Annotated in this window: 20 protein-coding genes; 13 read left to right on the top strand and 7 right to left on the bottom strand. The window is 70.8% G+C overall.

Annotation, left to right across the window (positions count from 1 at the left end; all coding sequences use genetic code 11):
* Positions 1 to 11 precede the first annotated feature (11 nt).
* The 5 genes from FHS74_RS12770 to FHS74_RS12750 form a co-directional block, all read right to left on the bottom strand.
* Positions 12 to 1,385: an efflux transporter outer membrane subunit gene (locus tag FHS74_RS12770; protein WP_184800969.1), complete on the bottom strand. Its 1,374-nt coding sequence runs from the start codon at positions 1,383 to 1,385 to the stop codon at positions 12 to 14.
* Positions 1,382 to 2,467, bottom strand: a complete 1,086-nt coding sequence (locus FHS74_RS12765; protein ID WP_184800967.1) for an HlyD family secretion protein — start codon at positions 2,465 to 2,467, stop codon at positions 1,382 to 1,384. Before FHS74_RS12765 ends, FHS74_RS12770 begins: the two co-directional genes overlap by 4 nt.
* Positions 2,464 to 4,089, bottom strand: coding sequence for an MFS transporter (locus FHS74_RS12760; protein ID WP_246463093.1), 1,626 nt, complete (start codon positions 4,087 to 4,089; stop codon positions 2,464 to 2,466). The genes FHS74_RS12765 and FHS74_RS12760 overlap by 4 nt, the downstream gene beginning before the upstream one ends.
* Entirely contained in the window at positions 4,086 to 4,559 is a 474-nt protein-coding gene (locus FHS74_RS12755; protein ID WP_184800965.1) for an ester cyclase, read from the bottom strand. The genes FHS74_RS12760 and FHS74_RS12755 overlap by 4 nt, the downstream gene beginning before the upstream one ends.
* Before the next feature lie 135 nt (positions 4,560 to 4,694).
* Positions 4,695 to 6,491: a hypothetical protein gene (locus tag FHS74_RS12750; protein WP_184800963.1), complete on the bottom strand. Its 1,797-nt coding sequence runs from the start codon at positions 6,489 to 6,491 to the stop codon at positions 4,695 to 4,697.
* A 763-nt stretch (positions 6,492 to 7,254) separates the two neighbouring features.
* Here FHS74_RS12750 and FHS74_RS12745 point away from each other — a divergent pair.
* The 13 genes from FHS74_RS12745 (at position 7,255) to FHS74_RS12685 (ending at position 19,479) form a co-directional block, all read left to right on the top strand.
* Positions 7,255 to 8,898: a GspE/PulE family protein gene (locus FHS74_RS12745; RefSeq protein ID WP_184800961.1), complete on the top strand. Its 1,644-nt coding sequence runs from the start codon at positions 7,255 to 7,257 to the stop codon at positions 8,896 to 8,898.
* Between the two features lie 65 nt (positions 8,899 to 8,963).
* Positions 8,964 to 10,172 carry a type II secretion system F family protein gene (locus FHS74_RS12740; protein ID WP_184800959.1) on the top strand — a complete coding sequence of 403 codons (1,209 nt, stop codon included), beginning with the start codon at positions 8,964 to 8,966 and terminating at the stop codon, positions 10,170 to 10,172.
* On the top strand, positions 10,156 to 10,632 hold the full coding sequence (gspG, locus tag FHS74_RS12735; protein WP_184800957.1) for a type II secretion system major pseudopilin GspG: 477 nt from the start codon (positions 10,156 to 10,158) through the stop codon (positions 10,630 to 10,632). The genes FHS74_RS12740 and gspG overlap by 17 nt, the downstream gene beginning before the upstream one ends.
* 6 nt (positions 10,633 to 10,638) lie before the next feature.
* Positions 10,639 to 11,097 (top strand): prepilin-type N-terminal cleavage/methylation domain-containing protein, encoded by a 459-nt coding sequence (locus FHS74_RS12730; RefSeq protein WP_184800955.1) that lies wholly within the window; start codon positions 10,639 to 10,641, stop codon positions 11,095 to 11,097.
* 12 nt (positions 11,098 to 11,109) lie between these two features.
* The gene (locus tag FHS74_RS12725; protein WP_184800953.1) at positions 11,110 to 11,517 is read left to right on the top strand and encodes a type II secretion system protein; all 408 of its coding nucleotides are present in this window, start codon (positions 11,110 to 11,112) and stop codon (positions 11,515 to 11,517) included.
* Positions 11,514 to 12,182: a prepilin-type N-terminal cleavage/methylation domain-containing protein gene (locus FHS74_RS12720; protein WP_184800951.1), complete on the top strand. Its 669-nt coding sequence runs from the start codon at positions 11,514 to 11,516 to the stop codon at positions 12,180 to 12,182. The genes FHS74_RS12725 and FHS74_RS12720 overlap by 4 nt, the downstream gene beginning before the upstream one ends.
* Positions 12,179 to 13,177 (top strand): PilN domain-containing protein, encoded by a 999-nt coding sequence (locus FHS74_RS12715; protein ID WP_184800950.1) that lies wholly within the window; start codon positions 12,179 to 12,181, stop codon positions 13,175 to 13,177. The genes FHS74_RS12720 and FHS74_RS12715 overlap by 4 nt, the downstream gene beginning before the upstream one ends.
* A 1-nt stretch (position 13,178) precedes the next feature.
* Positions 13,179 to 13,784, top strand: a complete 606-nt coding sequence (locus tag FHS74_RS12710; RefSeq protein ID WP_184800948.1) for a GspMb/PilO family protein — start codon at positions 13,179 to 13,181, stop codon at positions 13,782 to 13,784.
* The gene (locus FHS74_RS12705) at positions 13,762 to 14,445 is read left to right on the top strand and encodes a hypothetical protein (RefSeq protein ID WP_184800946.1); all 684 of its coding nucleotides are present in this window, start codon (positions 13,762 to 13,764) and stop codon (positions 14,443 to 14,445) included. Before FHS74_RS12710 ends, FHS74_RS12705 begins: the two co-directional genes overlap by 23 nt.
* Positions 14,442 to 16,691 (top strand): type II secretion system secretin GspD, encoded by a 2,250-nt coding sequence (gene gspD, locus FHS74_RS12700; RefSeq protein ID WP_184800944.1) that lies wholly within the window; start codon positions 14,442 to 14,444, stop codon positions 16,689 to 16,691. Before FHS74_RS12705 ends, gspD begins: the two co-directional genes overlap by 4 nt.
* Positions 16,688 to 17,545, top strand: coding sequence for a hypothetical protein (locus tag FHS74_RS12695; RefSeq protein ID WP_184800942.1), 858 nt, complete (start codon positions 16,688 to 16,690; stop codon positions 17,543 to 17,545). The genes gspD and FHS74_RS12695 overlap by 4 nt, the downstream gene beginning before the upstream one ends.
* The gene (locus FHS74_RS12690) at positions 17,545 to 18,318 is read left to right on the top strand and encodes a prepilin peptidase (protein WP_184800940.1); all 774 of its coding nucleotides are present in this window, start codon (positions 17,545 to 17,547) and stop codon (positions 18,316 to 18,318) included. The genes FHS74_RS12695 and FHS74_RS12690 overlap by 1 nt, the downstream gene beginning before the upstream one ends.
* 129 nt (positions 18,319 to 18,447) lie before the next feature.
* Positions 18,448 to 19,479: an AraC family transcriptional regulator gene (locus FHS74_RS12685; RefSeq protein ID WP_184800938.1), complete on the top strand. Its 1,032-nt coding sequence runs from the start codon at positions 18,448 to 18,450 to the stop codon at positions 19,477 to 19,479.
* Between the two features lie 82 nt (positions 19,480 to 19,561).
* On the opposite strand, the gene FHS74_RS12680 is transcribed toward FHS74_RS12685, so the two are convergent.
* Both FHS74_RS12680 and ygiD read right to left on the bottom strand, forming a co-directional pair.
* A complete protein-coding gene (locus tag FHS74_RS12680) occupies positions 19,562 to 20,524 on the bottom strand; it encodes a PDR/VanB family oxidoreductase (RefSeq protein WP_184800936.1) in 963 nt (320 codons plus the stop codon).
* A gap of 15 nt (positions 20,525 to 20,539) precedes the next feature.
* Complete coding sequence (gene ygiD / locus FHS74_RS12675) at positions 20,540 to 21,328, bottom strand: 4,5-DOPA-extradiol-dioxygenase (protein WP_211106261.1); 789 nt, start codon at positions 21,326 to 21,328, stop codon at positions 20,540 to 20,542.
* Between the last annotated feature and the right edge of the window lie 2 nt (positions 21,329 to 21,330).

Genomic DNA, 21,330 nt, shown 5'->3' with positions numbered 1-21,330 from the left:
GGGACGATCGTTCACGGTGGGCCGGCGGGCGGAGACCAACCTCCGCCCAGGGCCTGCACCAGGCTGATGGCGGTGGCCAGACGGTCGGCGCGCGACTGCACCAGGGCCAGTTCCACGGACAGCAGGCCACGCTCCGCATCCAGCTGTTCCAGGTAGGGGGAGTATCCGGCGCGATAGCGGCTGGTGGCGATGGCCAGCGTGCGGGCCAGGGCGTCGCGTTGGCGCAGCAGCGCCTCTTCCTGTTCCGCGCTACGCTGCACGGTGGCCAGCCCGTCCTCCACCTCGCGCAAGGCGGTCAGGGCCGCCTTGCGATAGCCGAAGGCGGCCGCGTCCCGCCGGGCCGTCGCCGCGTCCTGCTGGGCCCGCAGGCGCCCACTGTCAAACAGGGGGGCCAGGATGCTGCCGCCCAGGCTGAAGACGTTGACCGGGTCGATCAGGCTGGAGACGACGGTGCCGCCAGCGGCACTCAGTTGCACATCGGGCATGAAGGCGGCGCGGGCCGCGTCCAGGCCATGATCCGCCGCCGCCACCTGCTGTTCCGCCTGGGCGATGTCGGGCCGTCGGCGCAGCAGATCGGCCGGCAGGCCCGCGGGCACGGCCGGCGGCGCGATGTCGGCCAGTTCCGCCCCCCGCTCGATGGCGCGTGGGTTTTCGCCCAGCAGCAGACTCAGGCCGTTCTCCTGCCGGGTGATGGCCAGCAGGGTGGCGGGGATCAGCTGGGCGGTGGCCTCGTACTCCGCCTGGGCCTGGGCCAGGTCCAGCTGGGCGGCATAGCCCGTCTCCGCCCGGCGGCGGGCCAAGTGCAGCGAGGCCTCGCGCGCCGCCAGCGTGCGCTTGACCACCTCCAGCCGGGCGTCCAGCGCGCGCAAGCCGATATAGCCGGCGGCGGCTGAGGCCGCGACCGCCAGGCGGACATTATCGCGCGCGGCCTCCGTCGCCAGCAGGGCCGCGCGGGCGGCCTCGCTGGTGTCGGCCAGGCGGCCGAACAGGTCCAGGTCATAGGAGGCGGTGGCCTGCCACTGTCCCGCCGTCTGCTGGCGCGGCTGGCCGAAGGGGCTGACATCGCGCTGCCGGCCGCCGCCAGCGGCGGCCATGACGTTGGGCAGGCGCTGGGCCTCCGCCAGCCGGTACTGGGCGCGGGCCTCGGCCACGCGGGCCGCCGCGACCATGATGTCGGTGTTGTTGGCCAATGCGCGGTCGACGATGCGGGTGAGGGCCGTGTCGCCGAAGGCCTGCCACCAGACGGCATCGGCAGCGTGCCCTGGCGCCCCGGCGCCCCGCCATGCGGGCGGCGGCTCCACGGCGGCGGTCAGCGGCGCTTCCGGCCGGGGTCCGGTGCAGGCGGCGAGCGTGACCAGAAGGACGGGGCCGATCAGCCGCCTCATGGCTTGGCCCCGCCGCCGGCGGTGTCCACGCGCGTTTCCACCGACATGCCGGGCCGCAGGCGGTCGGCCAGGGGCTGGCCGGTGGTGATGGCGATGCGCACGCCGATGCGCTGGGGCACCTTGATGAAGTTGCCGGTGGCGTTGTCGGGCTTCAGCACGGCGAATTCCGACCCGGCGGCCGGCGACAGCGTCTCCACCGTGCCCGTCAGCTCCGCCCCGTCCAGGGCGTCGACGGTGAAGCGCGCCGGTTGGCCCGGGGCCATGCGGGCGGTTTGCGCTTCCTTATAGTTGGCGATGATCCAGCGTTCCTCCGGCACCAGGGACAGGAACTGGGTGCCATTGGTGACGTACTGGCCCAGGCGCACGCCGACCTCGCCCACCTGGCCGTCTTCCGGGGCATGGATCACCGTGTGTTCCAGGTCGATCTCCGCCAGGGTCAGCTGCGCCTCCGCCGCCTCGACCTGGGCCTGCAGGCCGTCGCGGCCCACATCCACGGTGCGGATGTCCTGGCGGGCGATCTCCCCGCCCGATTCCGCCTGGCGCACCTGGGCTTCCGCTTGGGCCAGCGCCGCCATGGTCTGGTCGCGCTCGCGGATGGAGACGGAGCCGTCGCGCACCAGATCGGTCACGCGCGCCATGTCGGCTTTGGCGCGGGCCAGCTGGGCGCGGGCGTTGGCCAGGTTGGCCATCTGGCCGGCCAGGCTGGCACTGCGGGCGGCGTGGGCCTGCTGGCTGTTGGCCAGCGCCGCGTGTTGAGCCGCCAGGGCGGCCCTGGCCTGATCCACCCGGGCGCGGTAGAGGCGGTCGTCGATACGGACCAGCACCTGGCCGGCCTTGACATGGGCATAGTCGCCGACCTCCACGGCCACGACATAGCCGCTGACCTGCGGGGCGATCACCGTGGTGCGGCCCCGGACGTAGGCGTTCTCCGTCGCCTGGAGCGTTCCGGCGAAGGGCGGCAGCCGCCAGGCCGCCAGCAGGGCCAGGAGGGCGGCCACGGCCATCCCCACGATGGCCACAAGGGCAAGCCATCCATGGCGCGGGGGATGCCAGTGATGGGGAAGGCTGTCGGGGGCGCTCATGGGCCGCGTCTCCGGTGTAAGTGGTTGAACAGGACGAGGTAGCCGACATACAGCGCCGTCATCAGCGCCAGTCCGGCCACGAACCGGAAGACATCGTTGAAGGCCAGGACGGTGGCCTCGCGCGCCATGGTCTGGCCCAGCAGGCCGCCGCCCTGCGCCGCACGTAGCACGGGGTCCAGGATGGTGCCCGCGACGGCGCCGCCGCCGGCCTGCAGCCGTTGCGCCACCAGCGGGTCGGCCGCGACCAGATGCTCCGACAAAGTCTGGAGATGCCCGTGGGTCGAGGCCACCTGCAGGCTGCCCAGCAGGGCCGATCCCGCCAGCCCGCCCACATTCTGGGTGATGCTGAACAGCACCATGAAGGTGACCAGATGGTCCGGCCCCTTGGCCACCATGCGCAGGAATCCCAGCACCAGGGCCGGCCCGATGAACAGGGTGGTGCCGAAGGCGATCAGCATCTGGCTGATGTACAATTGCGGGGGGCGGACCAGGCTGGTGGCGTCGCTGTCAAGCCAGGCGCCGGCGGCGATCAGCAGTGATGCCACCATGACCTGGAAGGGCAGGCGCTTTTCCGACAGGGTCGCCGCCGCCGTCAGGGTGCCGCCCACCATGGCCAGGAGGACCAGGGCGAACAGCATGCGCAGCTGGTCGTTGATCAGGCCGCCGGCCGTCAGCAGGCCCACGGCGCCATAAGTCTGTTCTGCCAGCGATACGCGCACCAGCAGGGCTGCGGCGGCGAAGCGCGCCATGTCCAGGGTGGTCAGCCAGCGCACCTGCATCAGCGGTCGGGCCCGATGCCGCTCGATCAGCCAGGCCAGGGCGAACAATGGTATGGCCGCCGCCAGGGCGCCGCCCAGCCAGGGCGTGTCCACCCACCACAGCAGGCGGCCCTGGCCCAGCACGCCACAGACCAGCACCAGGCAGGGCAGCATCAGGCCGATGACGACGAAATCCAGCGGCTGGAAGGCGGGGCCGCGCTGGCTCGGTGGCAGCGGCAGGGCGGTGATGGCCGCCAGCACCGCCAGCGCGATGCCGATCTCCATCAGATGCAGGCCCTGCCATTCGCCCAGTGCCAGCATCTCCACCGGCACCAGGCGGGCCAGCGGCGTGCCCAGCTGGGTCAGGCCGATGCCGATGACCAGCGCCAGGGGCCGCAGGCGGCCGGGGAAGACCTGCAGCAGGTTGTAGACGGTCATGGTGGTCAGGCCCGCCGCCGTCATGCCGCTGACGGCCCGGATGACCACGGCGGCGGCGAAGCCGGGATGGACGAACTGCAGCAGCCCCGCCAGCAGGTAGGCCACCAGCAATCCGCCGGTGACGGCCGGAATGCCGAACTGGATGCGGGCCTTCACCAGCATCAGGTTGGCGCCGGCGTTGAAGGCGACGTACAGGGCCGGCAGCCAGCTGGCCTGGTCGATGTAGACGCCCAGCGCGCCGGCCAGGCTGGCCAGGTTCACATTGACCAGGGCGTTGCCCAGGGTGGAGGCCACGCCCACCAGCACGGCCACGGCGGCATAGCCCAGGCGGCGGCCCCAGGGATGAGTGGGGGCGGCCGGCGATCCGGGGAAGGTTGGCCGTTCTTCCGGCTTGAATTCGTACCCGTCTTGTGTCGATGCGGTCATGTCGGGACGCCGCCTGAGGACAGGGGATCGTGCAATTGCCGCACCATGAGGGCGGTATCGAGGTGCACCCGGTAGTCGACGATCCAGCCCCGTTCCCATCGGCAGACGGCCAAGCGCAAGACATTGAAGGCGCGGCGCAACGGGACCGCGTCCTCGATGCCCGGCAGGCCGGCCGGCAGGGTCAAGCCGCCGGTGGCGGTGCCGCTCAGATGGGCGACGGAGCAGCTGTGCCGCCCATCATGGCTGGCGAACAGTTCCACATAGGGGTTGGTGTGGACATGGGCGTCGGGGAAGGCGGCGCAGAAGCGCAGGGCCTGCTCGATGTGGCTCCCCTTGTCCTGCGGGGCTGTGCCGCCATCGCCATGGGCCATCATGCCGTCGTCCAGGAATTCGGCATAGTCGTGCCAGCGCCTATCGTTCCAGGCGCGGTCCAGGGCGCGCATCCGGTCCAGGGTGCGGCGCACGGCCATGTCAAACCCGCGGACTGCGCTGTGGTGCCCCAAGTTCCCGCTCCATCCTTGTCCCCGCCAATCGGCCCGTCGTCTGGGAGATGGAGCCTAGGGCAGGGGGTGATGGGGATGGAGTGAGCGGGCTGGCGCTTACCGTTAGCCGGCCTGGGCGTCGGTCGACGCTGGCGCTCGGGACGGGCGCAGCCGGTCCAGCAGCGCCTGGAATCCAGGCCGGCCGCGCCAAGCGTCAAAGCGGGGGTCGGTGGGCAGCCAGACGGTGGACAGCTCCCGCCTATCGATGGCGCGTTCCAATGCCGCCAGGCCGCTGGCCTCGTCATTCAGGGCCGCCGCCAGGGTGGCGCGGGCGAAGGCTGTGGCCGGGATGGCATCCGCCGTGGCCAGCAAGCGCCAGCCCCGCTCTGGCGCGCCCAGCCAGGCCTCGATTTCCGCCCGGGCATAGGCCAGGTCGCGATGCGTGCCCGTGGCCCGCTCCACGGGGCCGACCAGGGCGCGGGCGGCATCAGGCTCCCTGGCGAAAACGTGGGACAGGGCGCGGTAGACCAGCACTTCGGCGGGCATGGCATCATCCCCTGCCGCGTCCAGCTGCCCGGTCAGCAGGGCGAAGCGCCGCGCCTGATAGTGGCAGGTGGCCTCCGCGATGTCCTGCTGGGCGGAGAAGGGCTCGATGGCGCGGGCCTCGCGGAACAGGCGTTCCGCCTCCTCATGCCGTTCGAAGATGGTGAGGAAGACGCCGTACAGGCGGGCGGCGCGGGCGTGGCCGCCCAGGCGCAGGGCGTGGCCGAAGTCGGCTTCCGCCGCGACGGCATCGCGGTCCAGCCAGGCGGCGATGGTGGCGCGGGACGTGTGCGCCTCCACCGACTGGGGATCGATCTCCAGCGCCCGCCGCACGGCCGGCTTGGCCACCGCTTCGGCCGTGGCATGGTCGACCATGCCCAGGCGGAACAGGTCGCACTGGCAATCGGCGATGCCGGAATGGCCGCGGGCATAGTCAGGCGCGGCGCTGGCCACCCGTTGGAAAAGCTCCTGCGCCTCACGCAGGGCCCGCGGCGTCTGCTGGCCCATCAATTGCCGGGCGCGGTAGATGCGGGCATGGGCTTCCAGCGCCACCGGCCCCGGGCTGAGGCGGGAGGCGCGGACCCCGCTGTTGTCCAGACGCGCGCGGCTCAGCACCGTGGCGGCGATCCGTTCCTGCAGGCGCAGGCGCTCATGGTCGGGGGCATCGATGCGGTCGGACCAGAGGACGAAGCCCTGGGGGTCCGACAGCTCCACCGTCACGCGCAGCAGGCCGTCCTGGCGGCGTACCGTACCCTGTAGCACGACGTCCACACCCAGTTCCCGCGCCAGCGTCGGCACGGGCCAGCCCCGGTCCTTGTACTGGAAGGCGACACTGCGCGAGGTGACGCGCATGCCCTGCGCCCGGCCCAGGGCGTAGATCAGCTCATCCGTGAGGCCATCCGCGAAGCTTTCGTCGTCGCCATCCCGGTTCAGGGCGCGGAAGGGCATGACCGCCACCGCGGCACCGAAACCCTGGGTGAAGAGGGCGCCATCCCCCGCTTCCGCGTCCGGTTCCGCCGGTTCCGTCGGGATCGGGGCCGGGGTGAACAGCGGGACATAGCCACCGGTGGGCAAAGTGATGATCACAGGATCTTGCCGCCCAGGCCCGGCATAATGGTCTTCCAGCTTGCGGCGCAGGCGCCGCGCCTCCACGCGCACGGTGCTGTCGATACGGGGATCGTAGGGTGGCTCCCGCCCGTAGACGGCGTTGCCGATCACCGCCTCCTTCAACGTGGCACCGCGACCCGCCAGCGTCTCCTCCACGATGAAATGCAGGAAGGCCAGCAGTCGTTCCGACCCGGCGAACCGGGGGCTGGCCCCTAGCCGGTCGACCTGTTCACGCACGGCCCAGGGCGAAGGCGTTGAGGCGGAAGCCACGCGGATGGTTCCTCAAAGGGTGGGTGTCCCGCAATTTATGCGGGTCTGCGCCGGGTTGGGTCAAGGAGAGGGGGCGGTGTCACAGGTTGGCATAACGGTTAGCGATCCGCCGCTAACGGCGTACGCGCATCGCCATCGCCGACACCTTTCCAGGCAGGCCAATGTCGTTGCGGATGTCCTCAGAACCGCGCCCCGTCGCGTTCCGCAATGCGTCCGGCTCAGGGGTGGTCTTCCTGGGGCGGGTGGCATCGACGTTTCGTTGTCTATTGCGGTCCGGCTTTCCCTGTATTGGTGCAGGTGAAAACTGGTCTTTTAAAGAAAAACTGTTGGGTATCAGGTCGTTGACAAATAATATCAGGATGATCTGTTGATAAATAAATATAAAATTTTAGCAGTATTGACTTATTCTTGATGGGTGTGTTCCCTTGCCCAGGCATAGGCCGTGACTAGATGAAAGGGGTAGGCCAGTCGGCGAATTGTCCCCTCTCCAGACCCGATTGCCGGTCGTCACCGGTTGAACATTCATATAATTCAATGGATTAAACGTCTGTTGAACGATGAGGTGGGTATGGCTTAACTCTTCAGAGATAGACAATGTGCACTAGGCAATTCGCGATATATTAACCTTTACGGCCTAGAACTATTCCAAGGGACGCACTCAACATAGTCGGCACTCAAGTTTTAGAGGGTACACTCCGTGACGCCCGATCATCACTCAGCTATCCGCGTTGTTACCGATCCCATCTTTCAGGGCGAGGATGGATTGACCCGTGTCCTGGCGGCCCTATCGGCCCAGGGACAGTTGGCCAACGGCGCACTGGGGCGGGCGCAGGCGGCGGGCGGTCGGGTGGACCGGCGGCTGGTGGATCTGGGCCTGGTGTCGGAAGAGCATATGGCCGCGGCCTACGCCCGGGCGCTGGGCCTGGCGCTGTGGCCGGCCGACCACCTGCCCGAGGCGCCGGTGATGATGGACACGGCCAATCTGGCCTTCCTCAAGTCCAAGCTGATGCTGCCCTTGAGCAATGACGGCGCCCAGGCGGTGTTCGCCATGGCCGACCCGCTGGATGCCCGGTCGCTGGGCGCCGCCGCCTTCCTGGCCGGGCGGCCGGTGCGCCCCGTGGTCATGACCGGCACCGCCATCGCCGCGGCGCTGGATCGCCTTTATGAAATCGCCCCGCCCGCCGCCAATCAGGATGAGATGCCGGACCTGCTGGAAGGCGATGCCGAGCGCCTGCGGGATTTGGCCAGCGAGGGGCCGGTGGTGCGCCTGGTCACCAACGCCATCCAGTCGGCGCTGGCGGCCGGCGCCACCGACATCCATGTCGAGCCCATGGCCGACCGCCTGGTCATCCGTCACCGCGTCGACGGCATCCTGCGCGAGGCGGAGGTTCTGCCCCGCCGCATGACGGCCGGCTTCGTCACCCGCGTCAAGGTCATGGCGGGGCTGGACATCGGTGAGCGGCGTCTGCCCCAGGACGGGCGCATCCGCCAGACCCTGCAGGGCCGGGAGATCGACTTCCGTGTTTCCACCACGCCCACGGTGCATGGTGAGGATGTGGTGATGCGCATCCTGGACCAGGAAACGGCGGGCGGCACGCTGGACAGCCTGGGCCTGCCCGCCTGGGTGGCGGAGCCCTTGGCCGCCGAGTTGGAGCGGCCGCACGGCATCGTGTTGGTCACCGGCCCCACCGGCAGCGGCAAGACCACCACCCTCTACGCCGGCCTGCGCGGCATGGACGCCGCCCGCCGCAAGATCCTCACCGTCGAGGATCCGGTGGAATATTTGCTGGACGGCGTCAACCAGACGCAGGTGAAGCCGGGCATCGGCCTGACCTTCGCCCATGCGCTGCGCAGCTTCCTGCGCCAGGACCCGGACGTCATCCTGGTGGGCGAGATGCGGGATGGCGAGACCACCAAGGTGGCGGTGCAGGCGGCCCTGACCGGTCATCTGGTGCTGTCCACCCTGCACACCAACGACGCCGCCGGTGCCGTGCCGCGCCTGATGGACATGGGGGTGGATCCCTATCTGTTGGCCTCCACCCTCAACGGCGTGTTGGCGCAGCGCCTGGTGCGCACGCTGTGCCCCCACTGCCGCCAGCCCTACGAGTTGGCGGCGGACGCGGCGGCGGCCCTGGGCCTGCCGGCCCATCCCACCACCGTTTACCGTGCCGTGGGCTGCCCCGCCTGCAACGGCACGGGATATCGCGGCCGCCAGGCCATCGCCGAGTGGCTGCCCATCAACGACCCGATACGGGCGCTGGTGCGCCAGGGGGCGTCGTCTGCGGAGATCGAGGCGGCGGCGGTGGAAATGGGCGGCATGGTGCCGCTGTACCGGGACGGGTTGCGGCGGGTGCTGGAGGGCATCACCACGCCGGAGGAAATCCTGCGCGTGACGAAGGCGGACTGACCACACGGATTGGGACGCCGGGACGGCGACGTGAGACGGGGGATTGAACAGTGACGACCATGGCCATGACCAATTTTTCTTACCGATCCGTCGATGCCGATGGTCGCGCCAGCCGCGGCACCATTGAGGCGGCCGACCGCCGCGCCGCCGTGGACCAGCTGATGCAGCGCGGCCTGACGCCGCTGTCGGTGCGGGAGGAGGGGGGCAAGCGCGGAGCCGGTGGGGGCCGGGCCGGCGGCTTCAAGGCGCCGGAGCGTCTGTCCTTCATCCGCGATCTGGCCAACCTCGTCTCCGCCGGCTTCGCCCTGGAACCGGCCTTGGGCCTGGTGGGCGACCAGATGCAGCGCGCGGCCGCCGGTGCCTTGGTGGGCCGCGTCCGTGCCCGGGTGCGCGCCGGCGACAGCCTGGCGGCGGCCCTGGCGGCGCAAGGGGCCCTGTTCCCGCCGGAATTCGTCGGCCTGGTCGCGGCGGGGGAGCAGGGCGGGTCCCTGGCCGTAGCACTCGGCCACCTGGCGGCGCTGGAGGAAGATCGTGCCCGCTTCCGTCAGCGCCTGATTAGCGCCATGACCTATCCGGCGCTGATCGCGTTGCTGACCCTGGCCGCGCTCGCCCTCATGGCCGGCTATGTCCTGCCCCAGTTCCAGGACCTGTTCGCCGGCAGCAAGGCCAAGCTGCCCGCCGCCACCGCGGCCGTGCTGGCCATCGGCGATTTCCTGGGCCGGTTCGGCCCTGGTGTCCTCGCCGGTGGCGGCTTGGCCGTCCTGGCCATCCTGCGCGCCTACCGCCAGCCCGACCTGCGGCTGCGCATGGACCGCGCGCTTTTGGTGGCCACCGGCCCCTTGGGCCGGCTGATCGGTGACGCCCAGCTGGTGCTCTACACCCGCACCCTGGCCAGCCTGCTCAGCGGTGGCGTGCCCCTGGCCGCGGCGCTGACCACGGCCGGCGGCTGTCTGGCCAACCGGGCGCTGGCGGGCGCGGCCGACCGGGTCCGCGTCGCCGTGCGCGGTGGGTCGGACCTCAGCCGCGCGATCCAGGCCGAACCCCTGTTCCCCCGCCGCCTGTCGCGCATGCTGGCCCTGGCGGAACAGACGGCCAGCCTGCCCCAGGGGCTGCTGGATCTGTCCAAAGTTCTGGAGCGCGAAAGGGGCGTAGCGCTGGATAGGGCCTTGTCTTTGGTGACGCCCGTCCTAACCCTTGTTCTCGGCGGCATGGTCGGTGGCATTTTCGCCGCCCTCATCGCGGGGATCCTCAGCCTGAATGACATCGCCATCTGACAGCCGGGACCGGGTGCCTTCCCACCGTTATCGACGCGGCGGGCCGGGGGGGCGTGCGCAGGCGGGCTTCACCCTGGTCGAGGTGTTGGTGGTGCTGGTGATCATCGGCCTGCTGGGCCTGCTGGTCGCGCCCAACCTGGTGGCCCGCCTGGGAAAGGCCAAGGGCGAGGCGGCCCAGGCGCAGATCAACACCCTGGTGGCGGCGGTGGACCTGTTCTACGTCGATGTCGGCCGCTACCCCTCCAGCCAGGAGGGGCTGGAGGGGCTGTTGGCGGCACCCGCCGGCGACGCCAACTGGCGCGGCCCCTATTTGCGCAAACGCCAGGCCCTGATCGACCCCTGGGGCAACGCCTACCATTACAAGGCCCCGGGGGACCACGGCGCCTATGACATCTTCTCCTTCGGCAGCGACAACGCCCCGGGCGGCGAGGGTGACGCCCGCGACGTCACCAGCTGGTAGGCCACCATGTCCCCCGCCGGACCTCCCATCCGGGACCCCATTTCGCGGCATGGGGCGGGCTTCACCCTGGTCGAGATGCTGGTGGTGCTGGTCATCCTGGGAATCCTGGGAACGGCCTTGGCGGTGGGCATCCAGAACCGGCTGCCGGGCCTACGCCTCAGTGCTGCCGTCGCCGCGCTGGAGGATGAGCTGCGGGGCCGGCAGGTGGAGGCGATGGTCACCGGTCAGCCGGTGGCTTTCTCGCTCGCTGACCTCAGGAATCCCCGGGCCGGCGCCGCCGGCCGGCGGCTGCGGCGTATCGCGGCGGTGGATTTGGCGATCGCTGGCGCCGACCCCTATCAGCCGGAGGCCGTGATCTTCCTTCCCGGCGGCTGGTCGCCGGGGGCCCGGATCCGCCTTAGCGAGGGGGCGCGTGCCGTCACCCTCCGGGTCGACTGGCCGCTGGGCACCGTTCATCTGGATTAGGGGAGGGACTCCATGCGCAGCACCGCCGGATTCACCCTGTTGGAAATGTTGATCGCGCTGGCGATCTTCGGGCTGGGCACGGCCCTGCTGATGCAGTCGGCCTGGTCGGGTGCCTGGGCGGCACGGCAGGCGTGGGGCGAGACGGTGGCCCTGCGTCTGGCCCAGTCGGTGGCGGCGGAGGCCGGCGTGGCCGTGCCGTTGGCCGACCGCGCGGTGGACATGCCGGTCCAGGGCCTGCCCTACCGTGTCAAAATTGTGCCGCTGGCCGTTTCCCCGACCGGCGACCGGGACTATCGGGTAGAAGTCCGCGGCATGGCCCCCGAGACTGCCGATACAGGTGCGCCCGGGATGGCGCGGGGGACGGAGGGCCCCGTGCTGGCGGCCGTCACCAACCGCTCCCTGGCGGAAGACACGCGATGACCATAGCCATCCGGTCCATGGCGGCACCGTATCCGTGCCGGGGCATGACCCTGGTGGAGGCCCTGGTGGCGCTGGCCCTGCTGGGCATGCTGGCTGTCGCCGCCGTAGGCCTCTTGCCCCTGATGAACCGTACGGCCGACCGCAGCGGCGCCCTGCAACGCGCCGCCGCCGATGTCGGTCGCGTCCATGATTTCACCCGCGCCATCGTCGTCGCGGCGTTGACCCTCGACGATCTGGGCGCGGCGGCGGGCGACATGGCGCCCCTGGAACGTGACGCCCGCCATTTTGACGTGCTGGCGCCCCTGCCGGCCGGATTGGGTAAAGGGGGGCTCTATCGCATGGCGTTGACGGTGGAGGGGCCGGCCGGCCATCTGTCACTCCGCCTGCACGTGGCGCCCCTGCGTCCGGATGGGCCGGCGCCCGCCGATGGGGTGCTGATCGAGGGGGCGTCGCACATCGCCTGGTCCTATTTCGACGGCAAGGTCCACGCGTGGACCGACCGCTGGGCGGATGGCGCCACGGCGCCGGCCCTGGTGCGTCTGGAGGTGGCCTTGCCGGGGCAGGATCCTTGGCCGCCCATGATCGCGGCACCTCTGGTGCGGGGCGGGGTCTTGTGCGCCTTCGATCCGCTGCGCGGCGGTTGCCGCCCCGGCGGTGCCGGATGACCCCCGCCCGCCGCCTCGCGCGGCTGGCCATCCTGGCCCTGGACGGCCTCGCCAATGGGGTCGCCGCCGTCCTGCCCCGACGTTGGCACCGGCCCTTGGGGCTGCGGGTACCGGTCTTGGCCCTGCCGCCGGGTGGCGGCGGCCTGGTGGGGGCGGTGGGGCGGGGGCCCGTCCGCCTGGCACTTTCTCCGGTGGATGTGCACACCGTGGACGTGCCCCTGCCGAAAGGGGCGCTGCTGGGCGGCATGGTGGATGCCCGCGGCTTCGTGGAGATGCAGGCCCATCGCTTCATGCCGTTGCGCCCCGATTTGCTGGCATGGGATGTGGTGACGCTGACAGGCGCCGAGGGGGCGGGGACGGCCCCCGCCGCGGCCCGCGTCTACATGGTCCGCCGGACGGTGCTGTCGGCCGCCCTCGCCACCGCCGCCCAGGCGGGGCTGAGCCTGACCGGCATCACCGTGGCGGTGGCGCCCGGCCAGGGGCCGGCCCCGGAATTCCTGCGCTTCGATCCCGGCCGGGTACGGCGCCGGGCCATGGGCATGGCGGTGGCCGCCGGCCTGTTCTGGCTGGCTCTGCCCATCCCGTTCGCCATCGCCATCTGGGTCCTGGACCAGCAGACCGCCAATGTGGAGCGGGAGCTGGCCGCCCTGGTCAAGGAGGCGCGGGCCGTCCAGGACATGCGCGACCGCATCCTCTTCCTCAGCGTCGACGCTTCCGGCACGGCCGTGCTTCTGGCCCAGCCTGGCCGGGGCCAGGTGCTGGATGAGCTGGCGCTGGCCTTTCCCGATACCGTCTGGTTGACTGACGTGTCCCTGATGCCCGAGGCGGTGGTCCTGCAGGGCCGGGGCCCTGATCTGGCCGACGTCCTGGCCCGTGTCCGCGCCGCCGGCCCCTTCATCGACGTGCGCTTCACCGCGCCGTCCGACATCCCCCCACCCAACGGCACGGCGCGGGACTTCACGCTGACGGCGGTGTTGGCCGTGGGACGGCCATGACATGACGGCCCCGCGTCCGGCCTTCATCCTGGCCATCGCCCTATGCCTGCTGGCCCTGCCGCCCTACCTCTACCTGTCGCCGCTGATGGACACGGTGGAGGCGGCGGCGGCCCGACGGGTCGCCCGCCTCACGCAACTGGAGGCGGCGCGCGCCCTGCTGGCGCAGCGGGACGATCTCAGCCGCCGGGCCGCGACGGTCGATCAGGCCCTGGGTGTCCCAACCCTGTTGCGGATGGGGGCGGACGTCGCGGCGGTGCAGGCGGCGGCCGAGGATGACGTGCGCCATGCCCTGCAACAGGCGGGTGCCAGCATCCTGGACCTCAAGGCCGAGGCGGGACCCGGGCAGGGCTCCTATCGCCGTATCCACCTCACGGCCCATGCCGCGGGCGACGCCGTCGCCGTGACCAACGCCGTCGCGGCGCTGGATGCCGTCCGCCCCCGGTTGCTGTTGCGCCTGGTGCGGGTGCACGCCGCCGGGCCGCCGGCGTCCGGCCCCGGCGGCCCGTCTTTCGGCCGGGCCGCTCGTGGTGACCTGGGCGCCGCGCCGGCCGCATCGGCCACCCTGGAGTTGGAGATCGACGTCTATGCCGCCCTGGCCGCTTCCTGAGCGCTCCGCCCTGGCGCTGGCGGCGGCCGGGCTGGTGGCCGGTACCGGCCTGGCACTCGCCGTCGCGCTCGCCGCGTCCGACCAGCCGGCGCGCGCGCTGGCACCCTTGCCGTCGCTGCCGCCTCTGGCCGGGCCGACGCCCATGGGCCTCTCCGCCGAACCGGGGGAGGCGGTCCGCCGCCCGTTGTTCACGCCCGACCGGCGGCCACCGCCGAGCACCGGGGGACAGGGCGCGCCGGACGGGCCGGATCTGCAGGTGACGGGCGTGGTCACCGGCCCGGGCGGCGGGGCCGCCACCGGCCTGGACCGCAGGGCGCAGAAGCCCTTCAGCGTGCGCCTGGGTGACGACCTGCAAGGGTGGACGGTGGAAAGCGTCGGCCGCGCCACCCTGCGCCTGCGCCGGGGGGCGGCCGTGCGGGACTATTCCCTTTCCCTGCCGCCGCCGCCCACCGTGGGCGCACCCCTCATGCCGTCCGCACCTTCCCCCTCCAGCAGCCCCGTGCCCAGCCGGGCGTCGCCGGTTCAGTCACCGCCAAATCCGCCCCCGCTGGCCCCCCAACAGGCGCCCCCCCAGCAGGCGGCCCCGCAGCAGGTGGATCCCCAGCAATTGGAACCCCCGCCCAGTCATCCGCCCTCTCGCCCCCCCAGGCCCCCGCCATGAAACACCACCGTCCCAATGCCCCCTTCCGTTTGCTGGTCACGGGCTGCCTGGTCCTTGGCGGCTGTTCGGAAAGCGCGGTGACGCATGGGCCGGGCACGCCCTTGCCGATGACACCATCGGCGACGCCGGCCCCGGCCAGCAGTGTCATCGGCCCCGGCGTCCCGCCCGCGCGCGCGGCGGCGCAGACCCTGCCCGGCACCGGTCAGCTGGTGCGCCCCGCCCGAGCGGTGACCGGCATGGCGCCGGCGGCGGGTGAGGGTGGTGGGGAGCCGGTGGAGATGAATTTCGTCAACGCCGACGTCCGCTCCGTCCTGGATGCGGTGCTGGGCGGCATGCTGGGCCTGACCTACACCATTGATCCCAAGGTCCAGGGCCAGGTCACCATCCGCACCACCCGGCCGTTGCCCCGTGCCCAGGCCCTGGCGGCGGTGGACGCGGCCCTGCGCACCCAGGGCTTCGCCATCGTCGGTGGCGACGGCTTCTATCAGGTGATTCCGGCGACCGAGGCGGCCGGCCAGGCGCCCCTGCAGACCACGGCCGCGGCGGAACGGGCGGCCGGGTTCAGCACGGCCATCGTGCCGGTGCGCCATGTCTCGGCGGCGGAACTGGACAAGATCGTCCATCCTTTGACCCGCCAGGGCTTCATCCAGGCGGCGGACGCCGGCCGTAACATCTTCATCGTCAACGGCACGGCGCATGAGATCGACTCCTTCACCCAACTGGTGGCCAGTTTCGACGTCGATTGGCTGGCCGGCTTGTCCTTCTCCCTTCACACCTTGCAGGCGGTGGACCCGGCCCGGCTGGAGGCGGAGCTGCGCCGCGTGCTGCAACTGGACAGCGGCCCCTTGCAGGGCATGATCGACTTCGTGCCCATCAGCCGCCTGAACGCCCTGCTGGTGGTGGCCAAACGCCCCGAACTGTTGCCCACCGTTGGCACCTGGATCGAGCGGCTGGACCGGCCGGGCCCGGATGGCGGCAAGGTCGTGCATTTCTATGAGGTGCAGAACGGGTCGGCGGTGGAACTGGCCACCGCGCTGAACCGCCTGGTCGGACGCTCCACCGGGGCGGATCAACAACGGCCGGCGGACCAGCAGCGGGGTGGCCGGACCGGTCGCTCAACCGCGATGTCCACCGCCAGCCGGGGGACCAGCGCGTCGGGCACGGGCGGCACCCCGGCCGGCGGCGGGGCCGCCACGGGCGCCTCCGGCTCCGCCGCCAGCGCGCCGCTTAGCCCGGCTGACACCGGCGCCAACCTTCCACTTTCGGGTGGTGGCGGGGAGGGGGCGGCTGATGACGGCCTGTCGGAACTAAAGGGCGTGCGGGTGGTGGCGGATGAACGGCGCAACGCCCTGCTGATCTTCGGCTCCGGCGCGCAATACGCCTTGTTGGAGCAGGTGCTGACCCGCCTGGACGCGCCGCGCGAACAGGTGTTGATCGAGGCGACGATCGCCGAGGTGACGCTGAACGACGATCTGAACTTCGGGGTCCAATGGTTCCTGGACCGGGGCAGCAGCACGGCCGGCTTCTCCACCACCAATGGCGCCACGGTGGGGGCCACGTATCCCAACTTCAACTACACCTTCCTCACGCCCAGCACGCGGGTGGTGCTGAGCGCGTTGGCCAGCGTGACGGACGTGCAGGTGTTGTCGGCCCCCCGCCTGATGGTGCTGAACAATGAAACGGCGCGATTGCAGGTGGGTGACGAGGTGCCGGTGGTGGTGCAATCGGCCACCAGCACCCTGACCAGCGACAGCGCCGTGGTCAACTCCGTCGAATATCACGACACCGGCGTGATCCTGGAGGTGACGCCCCGCATCAACCGCAGCGGTGCGGTGGTGCTGGACGTCAACCAGGAGGTCAGTTCCGTGACCACCACCACCACCTCGGGCATCGACAGCCCCACCATCCAGCAGCGCAAAATCACCAGCGTGGTGAATGTGCAGGATGGGGAGACGGTGGCCCTGGGCGGGTTGATCAGCGACACGTCCAGCCGCAATGGCTCCGGCATCCCCTATCTGCGCGACATCCCCGTGCTGGGCAAGCTGTTCGGCACCGACAGCCATTCCAAGGGCCGGACGGAACTGCTGGTCTTCCTGCGGCCCGTCATCGTGCGTGACGCCACCCGGGCGCGCGAGGTGACGGAGGCGCTGCGCGCCAGCATGGGGCGGCTGGAAATCTTCGCCGGCGCCACCGGCGGCGCCCTGAGCCCGCCGCCCGCCGGCCCCCCCCGGCCGCAGGGGCAATGAGGCGGGCGTCCACCGGCGGTCTGTCCGGCCCCCAGCGGCGGGGCCGGGAGGGCTATGCCCTGCTGCTGGTGTTGTTCCTGTTGGCCATGGCCACGGCGGTGGGACTGGTTGTCATGGGCAACGGCCTGACCGCCCGCAGGCTGGCGCGCGTCGCCTCCGTCGCCGCCGGCCAGGACCAACGGGCCGCCGCCGCCACCTGGGTGGCCCTGGACGCCTTGCTTGAGGAGGGGGGGACGGACCTGCCGCCGCCCCGCCGCCTGGTGATGGACGGCCAGGCGGTGACCGTCACCGCGCTGCCCGAAAGTGGCCGCATCGACCTGAACGGCTTGTCGCGCAAGGCCTTGACCCAGGCCATCCATGCCCTGGGCTTTGCCGAAAGCCAGTCGGTGAAGGCGGCCGACGCCATCGCGTCGTGGCGCGGCATGGACCCGCCGGGCGCCAACGGCCTGGACCTTGTCATCGACCCCCTGCGCGCCCTGTGGTCGCTGGAGGATCTGGATGTCATCCCCGGCTTGGACCCAGACATCGCCGCCTGCCTGCGCCGCTGGGGCACCGTCTACGCCCGCGGTCCCTTCCGGGGCTTGGCGCCCCTGACTCGCCGGCCGGGAGCCGGGCCAACGGCGGAAGGCGGGAACGGTCCCCTGGGCCTGGTGGCCGGCGGCATGCTACGGGTGGTGGTGGCGGAGGAGGGGCGCAGCCAGGTGCGGCGCAGCGTCCTGCTCTATCGCGGCGTGGGGCGGCAGGCGGCGGGGGCCGGCAGTGGGGTGGAGACACCTTGGCTGCCCCTGGAATGGCAGCGGCCGGTTCTGGCGGGGCGGGATGCCTGCACGGTGACGGCTGGAGAGGCGGGTTGATGGATATGCGGGGCGACAGCCTGTGGATGGGGATCTCGCTGATGGCGGCGGCCCTGCTGGGCCTGGTGGCCGGCAGTTTCGCCATGGCGTTGGCGTGGCGCCTGCCCCGTGGGGTGCCCTGGGCGCTCGACCGCTCCCGCTGCCCCGCCTGCGGCACGCCGCTGGCCCCGCTGACCATGGTGCCGGTGTTTTCCTGGCTAGTGCTGGGCGGACGGGCGCGCTGCTGCGGCGCCCGCATTTCGGCCGCCTATCCGGCGGGGGAGGCGCTGGCCGCCCTGGCCTTCATGGCGGCGGTGGCGCGGCTGGACTGGGTGCCGGAAACGGCGGCCCTGTTCCTGCTGGCGACGCTGTTGCTGGCCAGCGCTGTCGTCGACCTGCGCCACCGTTACCTGCCTGACGGCCTGACCCTGGGCGCGGCCGTCCTGGGCCTGGGGTGCAGCCTGGCCGGCTGGACGGTGCCGCCCCTCCAGGGGCTGGTGGCGGCCCTGCTGGTCGCTGGGATGCTGCTGGTGGTGCGCTGGGCGCTCAGCCGCCGCCTGCATCGGGCGGCCTTGGGCCTGGGCGACGTGAAGCTGTTCGCGGCGGCGGGGTGGTGGATCGGGGTGCAGGGCATGCCCTGGCTGGTGCTGCTGTCGGCCGGCCTGGGGTTGGCCGCCTATCCGCTGTGGGGATTGGTGCGACGAAATCGCGCCGATGAGGGGGACCCGGCTGAGATGCCGTTCGGCCCCGCGATCGCGCTGGCCCTTTACGCCTTGGCCTGCTTCAGCCTGTGAGGCCGCCAAGTCCTGGCGGGTAAATGATTTTGATTCTTAATGGTACGGAGTTTGCGCTTATTCCGGTAGTCGCGGCCGCCGAACAGGGGCGGCCTGTCGCCTGACAAACACGGGGGCGCGAGGGTTCCGATGACCGCATGGCACTTGATCACCGATCAGTTCCCCGTCGAACAACGTCGGGACGTATGGCGCGACGCGCTGGAGAAGCTGAAGCTTCCGCTGGACCATCTGCCGGAAGATGAAGATTTCTTCGCCAAATTATCGTGCCTGAAGTCGCCTTTGGGCATCGAATTCGCCCGTATCACTTCCTCACCGCAGGAAATATCCGGCCGGTTGATGAAGAAGGTGGACGCGGTGTGGCTGATCGTCTTGATCGAAGGCGGCGCCACCTTGACCCATCCCGGCGGCAAGCTGGAGTTGGCGCCGCAGGATATCATCTATGGCCAGACGGGAATTCCCGCCTCGCTGTCTTTCAGCACCAAATTCCAGGTGCTTTACGCTTTAATTCCCAAGTCTGCGGTCAACCCAAGATTGATAACGCCGCTGTCCTTTGGTGTTCTGCATTTGCCGGGGCGGTCAGGAATTGGGCACGTGCTTGCGGGAATGCTCAAGGCTTTGGCAGAAACATTCGGCACCCTAACCGAGGAGGGGCCGCTGCGGCCCATCGACATGGCGCTGTCGGAATTCCTGATGACGGCGCTGGCCGACAATCCGCATGTGCAGACGGCGCGCGGCGCCGCCGGCATCCGCTCCATGGCCCTGCAGCGCATCTGCCAGATCATCGAGACGCGGCTCTGCGATCCCGACCTGACGCTGGAGGATGTGGCCAACGAATATGGCGGCTCCGCCCGCTATCTGCAGAAGCTGTTCAAGGAGGTCGACCAGACCTTCAGCGGCTATGTCCGCAACCGCCGGCTGGAACGTTGCCGCCACGATCTGATCAACCCCACCTTCGCCCATCTGGGCATTTCCCAGATCTGCTTCCGCTGGGGCTTCAACGAGGCGGCACATTTCAGCCGCGCCTTCCGTGACCGCTACGGCACCACGCCCCGCGCTTACCGCCAATCCGCCGGCCTGGCGGACAATGACAACGGCGATTTCCTGGTGCCGCCCGGCGTGACGGCGGAAGCTGTCGCCGCCACCCGCCAGTTCGCGGAATAGGATCCAGACGCGAAAAAGCCGCCCCGGGGGACCGGGGCGGCTTTTCTGTAAGGACCGGAAAATCGCGGGTGGGGGCAGGCGCCTATAAATCCAGCACCAGCATCTCGCTGACCGCCCGCGAACAGCAGGGGGTGAACAGTCGGTTGCCGGCATGCTCGGCATCCGTCAGGACGCAGTCGCGATGCTCCGGCGTGCCGTCCAGCACACCGGTGATGCAGGCGCCGCACACGCCCTCGGCGCAGGAAATGGGCAGCTCCACCTTGGCGGCGGCCAGGGCGTCGGCCGCCGTCTGGTCGGCCATCACCGGGATGACGGCGCCGGTGGAGCGCAGGCGCAGCAGGAAGGGCCGGTTGGCGCCGGCCTCGGCCATCGGTTCGGCGGCGAAGCGTTCCAGGTGGACATGGCTGGCGGCCCAGCCCAGTCCCAGCGCCGTGGACGTCGCCGCATCCAGCAGGGCGGCGGGGCCGCAGAGATAGAGGTGGCGGTCGGGCGCCGGCGCGCCGATCAGGGCGCCCAGATCCGGACGCCCCGTCTCGGCGGTCACGTGCAGGTGCAGGTTCTCTTGCCCCACGGCCTGGGATGCCGCGTCCAGCAGGGCGGTGCGGTCGCGGCTGCGCACCAGATAGTGCAAGGTGACGCCGCCACGGTTCCCCAGGTGCGCCGCCATGGACAGCAGCGGCGTGATGCCGATGCCGCCGGCGATCATGACATGCGCTGCCGCCCCGTCCGCCAGGGTGAACAGGGCGCGGGGGCGGCGGATACGCAGCGTGTCGCCCACCCCCAGGCCGTCGCAGAGCGCCTTGGACCCGCCCCGGCCTTGGGATTCCCGCTGCACGGCGATGCTGTAGCGGCCGGTTTCGGTCGGCGCGCCGTAGAGGGAGTATTGACGGGTCAGGCTCCCCACCGCCACGTCGATGTGGGCCCCGGGCTGGAAGGTGGGCAGGGGGCCGCCCGCCGGATCGGCCAGGTCGAACAGGAAGACGTCCCCGCCGTCCCGCACCTTGGCGGCGACGCGCACGGGGAACCAGTCATCGGCGCCGGTCATGCTCTAGGCTCCTCCTCAGGCGGCCAAGTCGCCGAAGGCCACGGTCAGCATGCTGAGCGAGCCATGTTCCACCCGGTCATTGACCAGGGTGACGGCATCGCCCGGCTGGCGGGTGCCCAGCACGTACAGCAGCGGCAGGTAGTGGTCGGGCGAGGGGATGCTGGCCGCCGCGTCCGGCCCCGCCTTCTGGAAATCGATCAGCGGCTGGGGCGTGTCGGTGGTGATGCAGTGCTTCACCAGGTCGTTGAAGCGCGCGGCCCAGGGATAGGGCGGCGTGCTGGGGTCCCAGTTCATGCGGCCCAGATTGTGGACCACATTGCCCGTGCCCACGATCAGCACGCCCTCATCGCGCAAGGCCGCGAGCCGCCGCCCCACCTCGAAATGGTGGGCGGCCGGCTGGGTCCCGTCCATGCTCAGCTGCACCACCGGGACGTCTGCCTTGGGAAAGGCCTTGACCAGCACCGACCAGGTGCCGTGGTCCAGGCCCCATTTCTGGTCCTGGATCACCGGCAGGGGGGCCAGCACCTCCGCCACCCGCTTCGCCAGTGCCGGGCTGCCGGGTGCCGGATAGCGCACGTCGAACAGGGCCTGGGGGAAGGCGCCGAAGTCGTGGATGGTGGGCGGCCGTTCCATGGCCGTCACCGCCGTGCCCCTGGTGTACCAGTGGGCGGAGATGACCAGGATGGCCTCAGGCGCCCCCAGCTTGGTCCCCAGGCGCGCCCATTCCCGGGTGCAGATGTTGTCCTCCAGGGCGTTCATGGGGCTGCCATGGCCGAAGAAGATGGTGGGCAGGCGGTTGGTCATTA

The sequence above is a fragment of the Nitrospirillum iridis genome (assembly GCF_014205765.1).
In the GTDB taxonomy this organism is placed as follows: Bacteria; Pseudomonadota; Alphaproteobacteria; order Azospirillales; family Azospirillaceae; genus Nitrospirillum; species Nitrospirillum iridis.
The sequence above is the reverse complement of the archived record's forward strand: the minus strand, read 5'-3'. Positions and strand labels throughout refer to the sequence as shown.

What these genes read in the sequence shown, in the direction of transcription:
- FHS74_RS12770 (WP_184800969.1), bottom strand. Translation starts at nt 1,385, where the DNA reads ATGAGGCGGCTGATCGGCCCCGTCCTTCTGGTCACGCTCGCCGCCTGC.
- FHS74_RS12765 (WP_184800967.1), bottom strand. Translation starts at nt 2,467, where the DNA reads ATGAGCGCCCCCGACAGCCTTCCCCATCACTGGCATCCCCCGCGCCAT.
- FHS74_RS12760 (WP_246463093.1), bottom strand. Translation starts at nt 4,089, where the DNA reads ATGACCGCATCGACACAAGACGGGTACGAATTCAAGCCGGAAGAACGG.
- FHS74_RS12755 (WP_184800965.1), bottom strand. Translation starts at nt 4,559, where the DNA reads ATGGCCGTGCGCCGCACCCTGGACCGGATGCGCGCCCTGGACCGCGCC.
- FHS74_RS12740 (WP_184800959.1), top strand. Translation starts at nt 8,964, where the DNA reads ATGACCAATTTTTCTTACCGATCCGTCGATGCCGATGGTCGCGCCAGC.
- gspG (WP_184800957.1), top strand. Translation starts at nt 10,156, where the DNA reads ATGACATCGCCATCTGACAGCCGGGACCGGGTGCCTTCCCACCGTTAT.
- FHS74_RS12730 (WP_184800955.1), top strand. Translation starts at nt 10,639, where the DNA reads ATGTCCCCCGCCGGACCTCCCATCCGGGACCCCATTTCGCGGCATGGG.
- FHS74_RS12725 (WP_184800953.1), top strand. Translation starts at nt 11,110, where the DNA reads ATGCGCAGCACCGCCGGATTCACCCTGTTGGAAATGTTGATCGCGCTG.
- FHS74_RS12720 (WP_184800951.1), top strand. Translation starts at nt 11,514, where the DNA reads ATGACCATAGCCATCCGGTCCATGGCGGCACCGTATCCGTGCCGGGGC.
- FHS74_RS12715 (WP_184800950.1), top strand. Translation starts at nt 12,179, where the DNA reads ATGACCCCCGCCCGCCGCCTCGCGCGGCTGGCCATCCTGGCCCTGGAC.
- FHS74_RS12710 (WP_184800948.1), top strand. Translation starts at nt 13,179, where the DNA reads ATGACGGCCCCGCGTCCGGCCTTCATCCTGGCCATCGCCCTATGCCTG.
- FHS74_RS12705 (WP_184800946.1), top strand. Translation starts at nt 13,762, where the DNA reads ATGCCGCCCTGGCCGCTTCCTGAGCGCTCCGCCCTGGCGCTGGCGGCG.
- gspD (WP_184800944.1), top strand. Translation starts at nt 14,442, where the DNA reads ATGAAACACCACCGTCCCAATGCCCCCTTCCGTTTGCTGGTCACGGGC.
- FHS74_RS12695 (WP_184800942.1), top strand. Translation starts at nt 16,688, where the DNA reads ATGAGGCGGGCGTCCACCGGCGGTCTGTCCGGCCCCCAGCGGCGGGGC.
- FHS74_RS12690 (WP_184800940.1), top strand. Translation starts at nt 17,545, where the DNA reads ATGGATATGCGGGGCGACAGCCTGTGGATGGGGATCTCGCTGATGGCG.
- FHS74_RS12685 (WP_184800938.1), top strand. Translation starts at nt 18,448, where the DNA reads ATGACCGCATGGCACTTGATCACCGATCAGTTCCCCGTCGAACAACGT.
- FHS74_RS12680 (WP_184800936.1), bottom strand. Translation starts at nt 20,524, where the DNA reads ATGACCGGCGCCGATGACTGGTTCCCCGTGCGCGTCGCCGCCAAGGTG.
- ygiD (WP_211106261.1), bottom strand. Translation starts at nt 21,328, where the DNA reads ATGACCAACCGCCTGCCCACCATCTTCTTCGGCCATGGCAGCCCCATG.